At 60.2% G+C, this 12,347-nt stretch carries 10 protein-coding genes; 7 read left to right on the top strand and 3 right to left on the bottom strand.

All coding sequences use genetic code 11. From position 1 onward, the window contains the following. The first annotated feature begins 29 nt into the window (after positions 1-29). Genes ACLD1Y_RS06815 through ACLD1Y_RS06830 form a run of 4 tightly spaced genes read left to right on the top strand, consistent with a single transcriptional unit; the run spans position 30 to position 4,257 of the window. Positions 30-1,388 carry a glutamine synthetase family protein gene (locus tag ACLD1Y_RS06815; protein ID WP_429476608.1) on the top strand — a complete coding sequence of 453 codons (1,359 nt, stop codon included), beginning with the start codon at positions 30-32 and terminating at the stop codon, positions 1,386-1,388. Positions 1,389-1,410: 22 nt separating this feature from the next. Next, the gene (locus ACLD1Y_RS06820; protein WP_429476610.1) at positions 1,411-2,499 is read left to right on the top strand and encodes a polyamine ABC transporter substrate-binding protein; all 1,089 of its coding nucleotides are present in this window, start codon (positions 1,411-1,413) and stop codon (positions 2,497-2,499) included. Then, positions 2,496-3,791 (top strand): NAD(P)/FAD-dependent oxidoreductase, encoded by a 1,296-nt coding sequence (locus ACLD1Y_RS06825; protein WP_429476612.1) that lies wholly within the window; start codon positions 2,496-2,498, stop codon positions 3,789-3,791. Before ACLD1Y_RS06820 ends, ACLD1Y_RS06825 begins: the two co-directional genes overlap by 4 nt. A gap of 55 nt (positions 3,792-3,846) precedes the next feature. Beyond that, positions 3,847-4,257: an SRPBCC family protein gene (locus tag ACLD1Y_RS06830; protein ID WP_429476614.1), complete on the top strand. Its 411-nt coding sequence runs from the start codon at positions 3,847-3,849 to the stop codon at positions 4,255-4,257. 136 nt (positions 4,258-4,393) lie between these two features. On the opposite strand, the gene ACLD1Y_RS06835 is transcribed toward ACLD1Y_RS06830, so the two are convergent. Continuing rightward, entirely contained in the window at positions 4,394-5,788 is a 1,395-nt protein-coding gene (locus tag ACLD1Y_RS06835) for a sensor histidine kinase (protein WP_429476616.1), read from the bottom strand. Beyond that, on the bottom strand, positions 5,766-6,449 hold the full coding sequence (locus tag ACLD1Y_RS06840; RefSeq protein WP_010564812.1) for a response regulator transcription factor: 684 nt from the start codon (positions 6,447-6,449) through the stop codon (positions 5,766-5,768). Before ACLD1Y_RS06840 ends, ACLD1Y_RS06835 begins: the two co-directional genes overlap by 23 nt. Positions 6,450-6,860: 411 nt before the next feature. Between ACLD1Y_RS06840 and ACLD1Y_RS06845 the strand changes: the two genes are divergently transcribed. Beyond that, the gene (locus ACLD1Y_RS06845; RefSeq protein WP_429476619.1) at positions 6,861-7,745 is read left to right on the top strand and encodes a hypothetical protein; all 885 of its coding nucleotides are present in this window, start codon (positions 6,861-6,863) and stop codon (positions 7,743-7,745) included. 391 nt (positions 7,746-8,136) lie between these two features. Beyond that, positions 8,137-9,036: a hypothetical protein gene (locus tag ACLD1Y_RS06850; protein ID WP_429476621.1), complete on the top strand. Its 900-nt coding sequence runs from the start codon at positions 8,137-8,139 to the stop codon at positions 9,034-9,036. Between the two features lie 89 nt (positions 9,037-9,125). Here the strand turns inward: ACLD1Y_RS06850 and ACLD1Y_RS06855 are convergent, their stop codons facing one another. Then, a complete protein-coding gene (locus ACLD1Y_RS06855) occupies positions 9,126-10,034 on the bottom strand; it encodes a MurR/RpiR family transcriptional regulator (protein WP_429476622.1) in 909 nt (302 codons plus the stop codon). 284 nt (positions 10,035-10,318) lie between these two features. Here ACLD1Y_RS06855 and ACLD1Y_RS06860 point away from each other — a divergent pair, with 284 nt between their 5' ends. Next, positions 10,319-12,256 (top strand): bifunctional 5-dehydro-2-deoxygluconokinase/5-dehydro-2-deoxyphosphogluconate aldolase, encoded by a 1,938-nt coding sequence (locus ACLD1Y_RS06860; protein ID WP_429476624.1) that lies wholly within the window; start codon positions 10,319-10,321, stop codon positions 12,254-12,256. The last annotated feature ends 91 nt before the right edge of the window (positions 12,257-12,347 follow it).

Below are 12,347 nucleotides of genomic sequence, written 5' to 3' on the forward strand. Positions count from 1 at the left end.
ACAAGCCGGTCATCCATGACGAGGTCCTTATGAACGCCCCCTTCGATCAGCTCTCCACCTGGCTGAAAGAACACAAGATTACCGAGGTCGAGTGCGTGATCAGTGATTTGACTGGCATCGCCCGCGGCAAGATTGCGCCCACCAACAAGTTCCTGCATGAGCGAGGCATGCGCCTGCCGGAAAGTGTGCTGCTGCAAACGGTGACCGGGGATTTTGTCGACGACGATATCTACTACGACCTGCTGGACCCGGCCGACATCGACATGGTCTGCCGCCCGGTGTCCAACGCCACTTATGTGGTGCCGTGGGCTATTGAGCCCACTGCGATTGTGATCCACGACACCTTTGATAAGCACGGCAACCCCATCGAACTGTCGCCGCGCAATGTGCTCAAGAAGGTCTTGCAGCTCTACACCGACCAGGGCTGGCAGCCGATTGTCGCGCCGGAAATGGAGTTCTACCTGACCCAGCGCTGCGAAGACCCGGACCTGCCGCTCAAAACCCCGGTGGGGCGCTCCGGGCGTGCCGAGACGGGGCGCCAGTCGTTCTCCATCGACGCCGCCAACGAATTCGACCCGCTGTTCGAAGACGTCTACGACTGGTGCGAAGCCCAAGGCTTGGACCTCGATACGCTGATCCACGAAGACGGCCCGGCACAGATGGAAATCAACTTCCGCCACGGCGATGCCCTGGACCTGGCCGACCAGATCACCGTGTTCAAGCGCACCCTGCGCGAAGCCGCGCTCAAGCACAATGTGGCCGCCACCTTTATGGCCAAGCCAGTGGCCGACGAGCCGGGCAGCGCCATGCACCTGCACCAGAGCGTGGTGGACATCGCCACCGGCAAGCCGGTATTCGTCGATGCCGACGGCAAGATGAGCCCACTGTTCCTCCAGCATATCGGCGGCCTGCAGAAGTACATCCCCATGCTGCTGCCGATGTTTGCGCCCAACGTGAACTCGTTTCGCCGCTTCCTGCCGGACACCTCGGCCCCGGTCAACGTGGAGTGGGGCGAAGAAAACCGCACCGTTGGCCTGCGCGTGCCCACCTCGAGCCCCGATGCGATGCGCGTGGAAAACCGCCTGCCCGGCGCCGATGCCAATCCGTACCTGGCAATTGCCGCTAGTCTGCTGTGTGGCTACCTGGGGATGATCGAACAGATCGAACCCAGCGCCCCGGTGGAAGGCCGTGCCTACGAGCGCCGCAACCTGCGCCTGCCGATCACCATCGAGGACGCCCTGGCGCGGATGGAGGCCTGCGACACGGTCAAGCAGTACCTGGGCGACAAGTTTGTGCGTGGCTACGTCGCGGTCAAGCGCGCCGAGCATGAGAATTTCAAGCGGGTGATCAGTTCCTGGGAACGTGAGTTCCTGCTGTTGAGCGTTTAAAAAATCATAAAGGAGTGTGGCTATGCGTCTTGTGAACAAGCTTCTCCCGCTGGCCCTGGTGGCCGCATTCAGCGGTGCCAGCCAGGCGGCGCCGACGGTAAGCATCTACAACTGGACCGACTATATCGGCGAAACCACCTTGGCCGACTTCCAGGCCAAGACCGGGATCAAGCCGATTTATGACGTGTTCGATTCCAACGAGACCCTGGAGGGCAAGTTGCTCGCCGGGCGTACCGGCTATGACGTGGTGGTGCCGTCCAATCACTTCCTGGCGCGCCAGGTGAAGGCCGGTGCGTTCCTCAAGCTCGACCGTTCGCAACTGCCCAACTTCAAGAACCTCGACCCCAAGCTGCTTGCACTGCTGGAGAAGAACGACCCGGGCAATGCCCACTCGGTGCCCTACCTGTGGGGCACCAACGGCATCGGCTACAACGTCGACAAGGTCAAGCAGGTGCTGGGCATCGACCATATCGACTCGTGGGCAGTGCTGTTTGAGCCCGAGAACATCAAGAAGCTCAACCAGTGCGGCGTAGCGTTCCTCGACTCGGCAGACGAGCTGTTCCCGGCGATCCTCAACTACATGGGCAAGGACCCGCGCAGCGAGAACCCCGAAGACTACAAACAGGCCGAGGCCAAGCTGTTGACGCTGCGCCCGTACATCACCTATTTCCATTCGTCCAAGTACATTTCGGACCTGGCCAACGGTGATATCTGCGTGGCCTTTGGGTATTCGGGCGACGTGTTCCAGGCGGCCAACCGCGCCAAGGAAGCCAAGAACGGCGTGAACATCGCCTACTCGATTCCCAAGGAAGGCTCCAACCTGTGGTTCGACCTGCTGGCCATCCCGGCCGACGCGAGCAACCCGAAAGAAGCCCACGCCTTCATCAACTACCTGCTCGACCCTGAGGTGATCGCCAAGGTCAGCGCCTCGGTGGGCTACGCCAACGCCAATCCGGCGGCCAAGGCCTTCATGGACCCCGAACTGGTGAACAACCCTGAGGTGTACCCGCCTCAGGCAGTGCTCGACAAACTTTATATTTCGACCACGCCAACGCCTGCGACCATGCGCCTGATGACCCGCGCCTGGAGCAAAGTGAAGACCAACAAATGATCCAGTCCAGCGACCACGCCCAGTCTTACTACCGCGCGTCAGTGAATGCCATACCCGAGCGCCCGGTATTGGGCAGCGACCTGAGCGCCGACGTGTGTGTGATCGGCGGTGGTTTTACCGGCGTGAACACCGCCATCGAACTGGCCCAGCGCGGGTTCTCGGTGATCCTGCTGGAGGCCCGGCGTATTGGTTGGGGCGCCAGCGGGCGCAACGGCGGGCAGTTGATTCGCGGCATCGGCCACGATGTCTCGGGGTTCGCCAAATACGTAGGCGAGGAGGGTGTGCGCTACCTGGAGCGGGCCGGCATTGAGTCGGTGGCACAGGTGGGCGAGCGCATCCGCGAGCACGGCATCGACTGTGACCTGCGCTGGGGCTTTTGCGAACTGGCCAACACCCCGGCGCAGTTCGCCGCGTTCAAGGGCGAACAGGAACACTTGGCGGCCATGGGGTATGCCCATGAAACCCGCCTGGTGGGCCCGCAGGAGATGCAACAGGTGGTGGGCTCGACGGTGTATGCCGGTGGCCTGGTGGACATGGGCTCCGGGCATCTGCATCCGCTGAACCTGGTACTGGGCGAAGCGCAGGTGGCCGAGTCTCTGGGTGTGCGGATCTTCGAGCACACCCAAGTGCTGGAGCTGATCCACGGCGACACGGTGCAGGTGCGGTGCGCCGGTGGCACGGTGCGCGCGGCGAGCCTGGTACTGGCCTGTAACGCGCACCTTGATGACCTGGAACCGCGCCTGAGCGGCAAGGTGCTGCCAGCGGGCAGCTACATCATCGCCACCGAGCCGTTGTCGGTGGCATTGGCGAACGAACTGATCCCGCAAAACCTGGCGCTGTGCGACCAGAAAGTCGGGCTGGATTACTACCGCTTGTCTGCCGACCGTCGCCTGTTGTTCGGCGGCGCCTGCCATTACTCGGGGCGTGATCCGGTGGATATCGCCGCGTATATGCAGCCGAAAATGCTCAAGGTGTTCCCGCAATTGGCGGCCACCGCGATCGAGTTCCAGTGGGGCGGCAAGATCGGCATTACCGCCAACCGCTTCCCGCAGGTGGGGCGATTACAGCTTTACCCCAATGTGTTCTATGCCCAAGGTTATTCCGGCCACGGGCTGAACGTGACCCACTGGTGCGCACGCCTGCTGGCCGAAGCGATCCACGCCGGGCACAGCCAGGGCCTGGATATTTTCAGCCAGGTGCCGCACATGACGTTTCCCGGCGGCAAGGCCTTGCGCTCGCCGCTGCTGGCGCTGGGGATGTTGTGGTATCGGTTGCGGGAAATGATGCATTGATGGGTCATGCGTGGCAGGCTGGGCGACGTTTTCCTATGACTTCTGGAGATTCAACATGCCAACAGCATCCGCAGTAATTGAAATCCCGGTATCCGCTGACAAGGTCTGGGAATTGGTCGGCGGCTTCAACGACCTGCCCAAATGGCTGCCGTTGATCGTCAAGAGCGAGCCAGGCGAGGGCGGCCGCGTGCGTCACCTGCAAGCGGCCGACGGCGCCGTGATTGTCGAGCGTTTGCAGAGCTTTGATAACGTGGGGCGCACTTACAGCTACACCATCGAAGAGTCGCCGTTTCCGGTGAGTGCGTACCTGGCGACGTTGCAGGTTGAAGCGTTGACCGATTCGTCGGCGAAGGTGACCTGGTCCGGCGTGTTCACGCCAGCGGCGGGCACTACGGATGCCGCGGTTGAAGAGTTGTTTGCCGGTGTCTACAAAGGTGGGGTTGAGGCACTGCGGGCCAACTTCTAACTCGATCCACCAGGCAATGCAGGTCGAATGTGGGAGCGGGCTTGCTCGCGAATGCGGTCTATCAGTAGCAGATCTGTTGACTGACACACCGCATTCGCGAGCAAGCCCGCTCCCACATTTTTGACCGAGGGGATTCTCAGGCCTCTGGCATGAGCTGCTGACGACACTCCAGCACCAACCGCGCGCCCCCGCGCTCACTGGTCCCCACATCCAGCCTGAACCCATGCAGGTTGATGATCGCCGCCACAATCGACAGCCCCAACCCAAATCCGCCTTGTTGGTCGCTCTCGTCCACCCGATAAAACCGTTGGAACACCGCATCGCGCTCCGCCGCCGGTATGCCCGGCCCGGAGTCGTGCACCTCGATGCGGGTGCTGCCGCCGTCGTTGACGCCCCGCAACACCACCACGCCACCGGCCGGTGAGAACTTGATCGAGTTGCTCAGCAAGTTGGCCAGGGCTTCGAACAGCAGCGCCCGGTCGCCGGTGATCCATGGCAACGACTCCGGAGTTTCGAGTACCAGTTGCAACTCGCCTTCCTCGGCCAGGGGCAGGTAGAAGTCATGCAGCTCGCGCAATAACGGCAGTGGGTCCATCACCAAAAAGCCGGAGCGGCGCTGGTGGTCTTCCAGTTCCGAGATGCGCAACAGCCCGCGAAACCGCGCCATCAAGGTGTCAGTCTCGGCAATCGCATCATCGAGCTTCACCGCATAGCCCGAACCCTCTTCGGCCTCCTGGCGGATGCGATACAACTGCGCCCGCAGCCGGGTCAGCGGGGTGCGCAGGTCGTGGGCGATGTTGTCGCATACACCCTTGACCTCGTTCATCAGCTTCTCGATACGGTCGAGCATGGCGTTGACGATGGCCGCGAGCATGTCCAGCTCATCGCGCCGATTCGACAGCGGCAAGCGGTGGGTGAGGTCGCCGGCGACGATAGCTTCGGCGCTGGCTTGAATGCCGCGAATCCGTCGCAACGGGCGACGGCGCAGCAAGTGCCAGCCAGCGGCGCCGGGGATGATGGTCAACGACAGCGCCCACAACAACGCGTGCCAGATGATGCGGGTCACGCCAAACAACGAACCGTTGGCGCGCACTAGCACCAGCCAGCGGCCGTCGTCGGTGTGGGTGGCCACGGCGTCGCAGCTGTCTTTGGGCAACTTGGGGTCGTCGGAATCGACGCAGTTGGCCAGGGCGTGGATCTTGCCGTCCAGCGGCAGGTCGGGGGGAATGGCGCGGATCGGCCCGCTCAATGGCTTGAATTGCTCATCGAACAAGCCATAGGCGTCCACGCCCTTCATGTCGAAGGTCATGCTGGTGGTCAGCGCTTCCACCAGTTCTTCGCCGTCGAAGCGCTGAAACAGGTGCTGGCGCTGCATCAGGGAGTGGCGCGACAGGTCGCCCAGGTACCCGGACACCTCGTAGTACAGCACCCCCATCAGGATGCAGCTCCACGCCACGAACAACGAACTGTACAACGCCAGCAAACGGCTGCTGGAAGAACGCCAGCCCTTAGAGGGGTTCAGCAATGACATAGCCGGAACCTCGTACCGTGCGGATCAGCGGCGTGAGGCCCGGTGGATCGATTTTCTTGCGCAGACGGCCGATGTGCACATCGATCAGGTTGGTGCCCGGGTCGAAGTGATAGCCCCAGACTTCCTCGAAGATCATCATGCGCGACAGGATCTGCCCGGTGTTGCGCATCAAGAATTCCAGCAGCTTGTATTCGGTGGGCAGCAGGCTCAGCGGCTGATCGGCGCGGCTGGCTTCGCGGCTGATCAGGTTCAGTTCCAGGTCGGCCACGCGCAGGGCGGTTTCGAATTCCTTGACCGTGCTTTTGCGCCGCAACAGCACTTCCACGCGGGCGGCCATTTCATCGGAGGCGAAGGGTTTGGTGAGGTAGTCATCACCGCCAGCGCGCAGGCCGCGTACGCGTTCGTCCACGTCGGAGAGGGCGCTGATCATCAGGATCGGCGTCGACACACCGATGGTGCGCAAGGTGGTGACGATGGCCAGGCCATCGAGTTCGGGAAGCATGCGGTCGAGGGTGATCAGGTCGTAATCGCCGCTGACGGCACGGACCAGGCCTTCGCGGCCGTTGTCTACCCAATCTACGTCCAGTCCATGGCTACTCAGCTCGGCGACGATCTCGCGAGCTGTAACGGCGTCATCCTCGATGGTCAAAATGCGGGTCATAGGATTACCTGGTGAGCGATTCACACTAGAAGTGGGGACATTTTGCCAACAAATGCCTGAACGCTTCCTAAATTAAACTTCATCTTGGCAAAGCCAACAGGTTTCTATTGGCTGGCGTTGTTCAATGTGGGAGCGGGCTTGCTCGCGAAAGCGGTGTGTCAGACAGCATTACTGTCACTGAACGATCGCTTTCGCGAGCAAGCCCGCTCCCACACTGACCGAGTTCAGCTTGAGGTTGCATAACGCCCGTCCTAACCCTGTGTTTCTTGCAAGTTGCATGGTCCTAGGAAGTTCAAGTTATTTAACTTGTTGAAAACATTGGATATTAAATTTCAAGGCGACTGGCACGCCGCCTGCACTCTCCCTCCCGAGACTTGTAACATCATTTTTCCTGCCGGGAGCACAACAACAATGATCACATCCTCATCCACGCTGCAAGAGTCGAGCACGCGCTCCGGGGTTTCCTGGGGGGCGATTTTTGCCGGGGCCGCTGCGGCGGCTGCGCTGTCCCTGATCCTCGTACTGCTGGGCTTCGGCCTGGGCTTCTCGGCGGTGTCGCCGTGGGCCGACAGCGGTATGAGTGCGAAGGGGCTGGGCATTTCCACAATTATCTGGCTGGCGTTTACCCAGATCGTCGCATCGGGCCTGGGCGGGTACATCGCCGGTCGGTTGCGGGTGAAGTGGGCCAATATGCACGGCGATGAGGTGTATTTCCGCGACACCGCCCATGGCTTCCTGGCCTGGGCCGTGGCGACGCTGATCACCGCGATCCTGGTGGTCGGCTCGGTCAGCAGCGTGGTCGGTGGCGGCGTAAAAGCCGGTGCCAGTGTGGTGTCTGGCGCGGCCCAAGCTGCCGGTACGGCCGTGAAAGGCGACGACTTCGGCTACTACGTCGACAGCCTGTTCCGTGACGACCGCCCAGTTGCCGTCAGCGATGACGCGGCCCACGGCGTGGTGGCGCGCATCTTCGCCCGCACCCTGAGCAACGACGGCCAGTTGGCCGCCGAAGATCGTGCCTACCTGGCTCAACTGATCAGCCAGCGCACCAACCTTAGCCAGGCCGACGCCGAAGCGCGGATCGACAAGGTCTACGGCGACGCCCGCAAGGCACTGGAAGACGCCAAGCTCAAAGCCAAACAGGCCGCTGACACGGCTGCGAAGGTGGCTGCCTATACCTCGCTGTGGACCTTTATTGCGCTGCTGATCGGCGCGTTCTTTGCCAGCTTCGCTGCAACCTATGGCGGTCGTCGTCGGGATGCGGTGGTGTATGTCGAAACTGAACATTTTGTCCGTTAATTCAAGGAGAACATCATGCGCTCAATTCTGCTTTTCTTCCTCGGCGTACCTATCCCGATCATCATCCTGATTGCCCTTTTCATGCACTGACCCTGAGCCTGGCTCGGTCCCCTGTGGGAGCGGGCTTGCTCGCGAAAGCGGCGTGCCAGCCACCGTATGCATCGACTGACACACCGCTTTCGCGGGTAAGCCCGCTCCTACAATTGATTGCGTGTTCACCTGCGTCGGCTCGATTGTCAGCCGCGACTCAAGACTCTTATAGAGTCGTTGGTTATAAAAAAATACATATACAGAACTGTCAGGGTTGACAGTATATTTTTGTATTTGTCATCTCTTAATATGGAGGCACCCTAGATGTTTAATAAATAGGCCTAAATTAATGGAGGCAGTGATGAATACTTCAAATAACCAAGAGGCAGGACAAACAGTTGGTGTTGTCGGTTCGGATGTGTTTAATGGGCAGTATGATCCGCCATTGTATAAGTTTGCGTCGGACGCCCACCGTATCCAGATGTACCGTAATAATGGTCAGATTCATGTTTTAGTGTCGCAGACCGTCGATCTAGGCCTCATGACTGAGCATTTTCTAGCGTTTTCTTTTGGCGATATTCCAGCGGATAGTTCCACGGTCCTGGATTTTTCAGACTCATCTAAAATTTTTGCGCAATATGGCGTTCTTGAAGGGGCTGCGTACAAACCCTATTTGATAAAAAGCGGAAAGTTCTCGGTATCCTTGGACGATAAAGAACGGCTGTGGGGGGCTTTCAATTGTCAGGCGCAGTTCAACAGTGAACAGGTCCACTTCGAAAACGGGCAGGTTGATCTGACAGGTTTCATTACTCCTGGTACCGACCGCCAAGCGGCAGTCGCTGGGCGGAACGGCGTAGGCACCCTACATGGGAAGATGTCCGGTGGGCCAAGTCCAGTGGCTGATTTTTCCGCCACTGAAGTGCAGAGGATATTTGTACCAGCCAATCCCATAATTGGGCTAGAAGCCTACTGGTTGTTACGCGCGTATTGGTACGATGAATTTCCCCCTATCCAGAACTTGGTGGTTGTTACGATAGTAGATGGCGCTGTAGGCAATAAGTTTGATCTGGCAGGTAATACTGATGTGGCCGTCACCTACCTGCGGTTTAATCAAAGTTTGATTGGGGAGGCCATTGCTGGAACATTGGAGTTTTTCAGTCGGCCCGAAACCGGCCAGGCGGTAGGGGAATCGAAAGACGTTAAAATGACCGGCAACTCACCAGCGGACTACGTGATGGAGATGGCGTTTAATATCACTTAGATCGGGTGGGCGCCAGAGCCCGCCGCGTCGTGAAAATGGCGGTAGTGGGTTCAGCTCATGAGCCCACTCCGACGCAGTCGGCATACAGATTAATCGTCGAAACCCACCTGCTCATGAATCTCATCCACCTTCAATTCCAAGCGATACGCCACCGCAATAAACAACGCCTGGCACAAACACAACGTGGCGCTCAACGAACGGAAGGCAAACGACGACCCCTCATTCACCAACAACACCGCATTCGCCCGCTTGGCCAGGGGCGACAGGTTGCTGTCGGTGATGATCAACGTCTTGGCCTGGTGATGCTGGGCAATGCGCAAGCAATGCTGAGTTTCTTTGCCGTAGGGCGTGAAGCTGATGGCGATCACCAGGTCATTGGCGCGCACGCTGCGCATCTGTTCGCGGTAGCTGCCGCCCAGGCCCGAGATGAGGTGGATGCGCTTGTTGGTGTGCTGCAGGTTGTAGACCAGATAGTCCGCTACCGCAAAGGAGCGGCGCACGCCGACCACGTAGATATTGTCGGCATTCACCACCAGGTCGACGGCTTTGTCGAAGGCCACATCGTCTAATTCCAACCCCAGACGCTCGATACCGGACAGGGTGGCGTTCACGCATTCGCGCGCCAGGTCGCCGCCGCTGGCCTTCTGCGATTTGTTGGCGATCATGCTGCGGATACGTTGCTGGTAGTTCTGCACTGGCGTGGTCTTGTGGGTGTAGGCCTCGCGAAACAGCGCCTGCATTTCACTGAACCCGCTGAAGCCAAAACGCTGGGAGAACCGCACGATGGCCGACGGGTGCACTTCGCACTCGCGGGCGATGTCGCTGATGCGGTCGACCATGATGCGGTCGCTCTGCTGGCTCATGTAGCTGGCAATGCGTTTGAGTTGGCGTGGCAGGCTTTCATATTCGTCGGTGATCAGCTGCAACAGGCGTTCGGCATTGACCGGAGGGCTGGCGACGGGGTCTTCCAGGGTGGTCTCGGGATCGGTGCTGGACATGGGCAATCCTTCTGGCGTGTTGTTCTGTTGCGCTGATGGGTGGCGCAAGTCTACAGGGTAGGCGCAAAAAAATACCCCGGCATCACGGCCTGCGTGGCCTGCTGAAACGATGCACGGCGGCTGGCGTGCCCCTATGCTGACGTATTGGAAAAAATATTCCACTAAAAATAATTATGGAATAAATATTGATTGCCGCCGCCGGACGTTCTAGTCTGCACCCACCAAGAGCGTGTGCCGTCACCACGGCGGTACAACGCAGGCTGATAAAAATAACAGGAGCCAGCATGGGCCAGACTCGTTTTGCCAGTGGGCGTCAATTGGATCTGATTTGCCTCGGGCGCCTGGGCGTCGACCTCTATGCGCAGCAAGTCGGTGCGCGGCTTGAGGACGTGTCCAGCTTCGCCAAATACCTCGGCGGTTCCTCCGCCAATATAGCTTTCGGCACTGCACGGCTTGGGCTCAAGTCGGCGATGTTGAGCCGGGTAGGGGACGACCACATGGGTCGCTTCCTGGTGGAATCCCTGGCCCGCGAAGGTTGCGATGTCAGCGGCATCAAGGTTGACCCGGAACGCCTCACTGCCCTGGTGCTGCTGGGCCTCAAGGACCGCGAAACCTTCCCTCTGGTGTTCTACCGCGAAAACTGCGCCGACATGGCCTTGCGCGCCGAAGACATCAATGAAGCCTTTATCGCCTCCAGCAAAGCCTTGCTGATCACCGGCACCCATTTCTCCACCGACAGCGTGTACAAGGCCAGCATCCAGGCCCTGGACTACGCGGCCAAGCACAACGTAAAACGCGTGCTGGATATCGACTACCGCCCGGTGCTGTGGGGCCTGGCGGGCAAGGCGGATGGGGAGACCCGTTTTGTGGCCGACCAGAACGTCAGCGCCCATGTGCAGAAGATCCTGCCGCGCTTCGACCTGATCGTCGGCACCGAAGAAGAATTCCTGATCGCCGGTGGCAGTGAAGATTTGCTCACCGCCCTGCGCAACGTACGCGAACTGACGCCAGCCACCCTGGTGGTCAAGCTCGGCCCACAGGGTTGCACGGTGATCCACGGCGCCATCCCCGCGCGCCTGGAAGACGGTGCGATCTACCCTGGCGTACGGGTGGAAGTGCTCAACGTACTGGGCGCGGGCGATGCCTTTATGTCGGGGTTCCTGAGCGGCTGGATCAATGACGCCAGCGACGAACGTTGCAGCCAATTGGCCAATGCCTGCGGCGGTCTCGTCGTCTCGCGCCACGCCTGCGCGCCGGCCATGCCGACCCCGGCTGAGTTGGAATACCTGTTCAACAGCCCGGTGCCGATCACCCGGCCGGACCAGGACGTGACCCTGCAACGCCTGCACCGCGTGTCGGTGCCGCGCAAGCAGTGGAAGCAGTTGTTCATCTTTGCCTTCGATCACCGCTGGCAACTGGTGGACCTGGCCCAGCGCGGCGGCCAGGACACCACGCGCATCAGCGCGGCCAAGCAGCTGTTTATCCAGGCCATCGAACGGGTCGAGAAAAAACTCGCCGAGCAAGGCGTTGCCGCCGATGTCGGCCTGCTGGCCGACCAGCGCTTTGGCCAGGACGCCCTCAACGCTGCCAGCGGTCGCGGCTGGTGGATCGCCCGCCCGGTGGAAGTGCAAAACTCGCGACCATTGGCGTTTGAACACGGGCGCTCCCTTGGCAGCAACCTGATTGCCTGGCCGCAAGAGCAGATCATCAAGTGCCTGGTGCAATACCACCCGGACGATGAACCGCTGCTGCGTCTTGAGCAGGAAGCCCAGCTCAAGGCGGTGTACGACGCCTCTGTGGTCAGCGGCCATGAGCTGCTGCTGGAAGTCATCCCGCCCAAGGAGCACCCGTCCACTTACCCGGACGTGCTGTATCGCAGCCTCAAGCGCCTGTACAACCTCGGCATCTACCCGGCGTGGTGGAAGATCGAAGCGCAGTCGGCCCAAGACTGGAAGAAGCTTGATGAGCTGATTCAGGAACGCGACCCGTACTGCCGTGGCGTGGTCCTGCTGGGCCTGAACGCCTCGGCGGAGTTTCTCGCCGATGGTTTCCAGCAAGCCAGCCAGAGTACGACCTGCCGCGGCTTTGCCGTGGGCCGCACGATCTTCCAGGAACCGAGCCGTGCGTGGCTGGCGGGTGAGATTGATGATGAGACCTTGATTCAGCGGGTTCAGGCGACGTTCGAACAGTTGATCAATGCCTGGCGCAGTGCCCGCGCATAAATACAGTTCTAAATGTGGAATGCAATCAAATGTGGGAGCGGGCTTGCTCGCGAATGCGGCGTATCAGTCACAGCATCTTTATCTGACACAC

The organism is Pseudomonas sp. 18175, from assembly GCF_050432925.1.
In the GTDB taxonomy this organism is placed as follows: domain Bacteria; phylum Pseudomonadota; class Gammaproteobacteria; order Pseudomonadales; family Pseudomonadaceae; genus Aquipseudomonas.

What these genes read in the sequence shown, in the direction of transcription:
- ACLD1Y_RS06815 (WP_429476608.1), top strand. Translation starts at nt 30, where the DNA reads ATGAACGCCCCCTTCGATCAGCTCTCCACCTGGCTGAAAGAACACAAG.
- ACLD1Y_RS06820 (WP_429476610.1), top strand. Translation starts at nt 1,411, where the DNA reads ATGCGTCTTGTGAACAAGCTTCTCCCGCTGGCCCTGGTGGCCGCATTC.
- ACLD1Y_RS06825 (WP_429476612.1), top strand. Translation starts at nt 2,496, where the DNA reads ATGATCCAGTCCAGCGACCACGCCCAGTCTTACTACCGCGCGTCAGTG.
- ACLD1Y_RS06830 (WP_429476614.1), top strand. Translation starts at nt 3,847, where the DNA reads ATGCCAACAGCATCCGCAGTAATTGAAATCCCGGTATCCGCTGACAAG.
- ACLD1Y_RS06835 (WP_429476616.1), bottom strand. Translation starts at nt 5,788, where the DNA reads ATGTCATTGCTGAACCCCTCTAAGGGCTGGCGTTCTTCCAGCAGCCGT.
- ACLD1Y_RS06840 (WP_010564812.1), bottom strand. Translation starts at nt 6,449, where the DNA reads ATGACCCGCATTTTGACCATCGAGGATGACGCCGTTACAGCTCGCGAG.
- ACLD1Y_RS06845 (WP_429476619.1), top strand. Translation starts at nt 6,861, where the DNA reads ATGATCACATCCTCATCCACGCTGCAAGAGTCGAGCACGCGCTCCGGG.
- ACLD1Y_RS06850 (WP_429476621.1), top strand. Translation starts at nt 8,137, where the DNA reads ATGAATACTTCAAATAACCAAGAGGCAGGACAAACAGTTGGTGTTGTC.
- ACLD1Y_RS06855 (WP_429476622.1), bottom strand. Translation starts at nt 10,034, where the DNA reads ATGTCCAGCACCGATCCCGAGACCACCCTGGAAGACCCCGTCGCCAGC.
- ACLD1Y_RS06860 (WP_429476624.1), top strand. Translation starts at nt 10,319, where the DNA reads ATGGGCCAGACTCGTTTTGCCAGTGGGCGTCAATTGGATCTGATTTGC.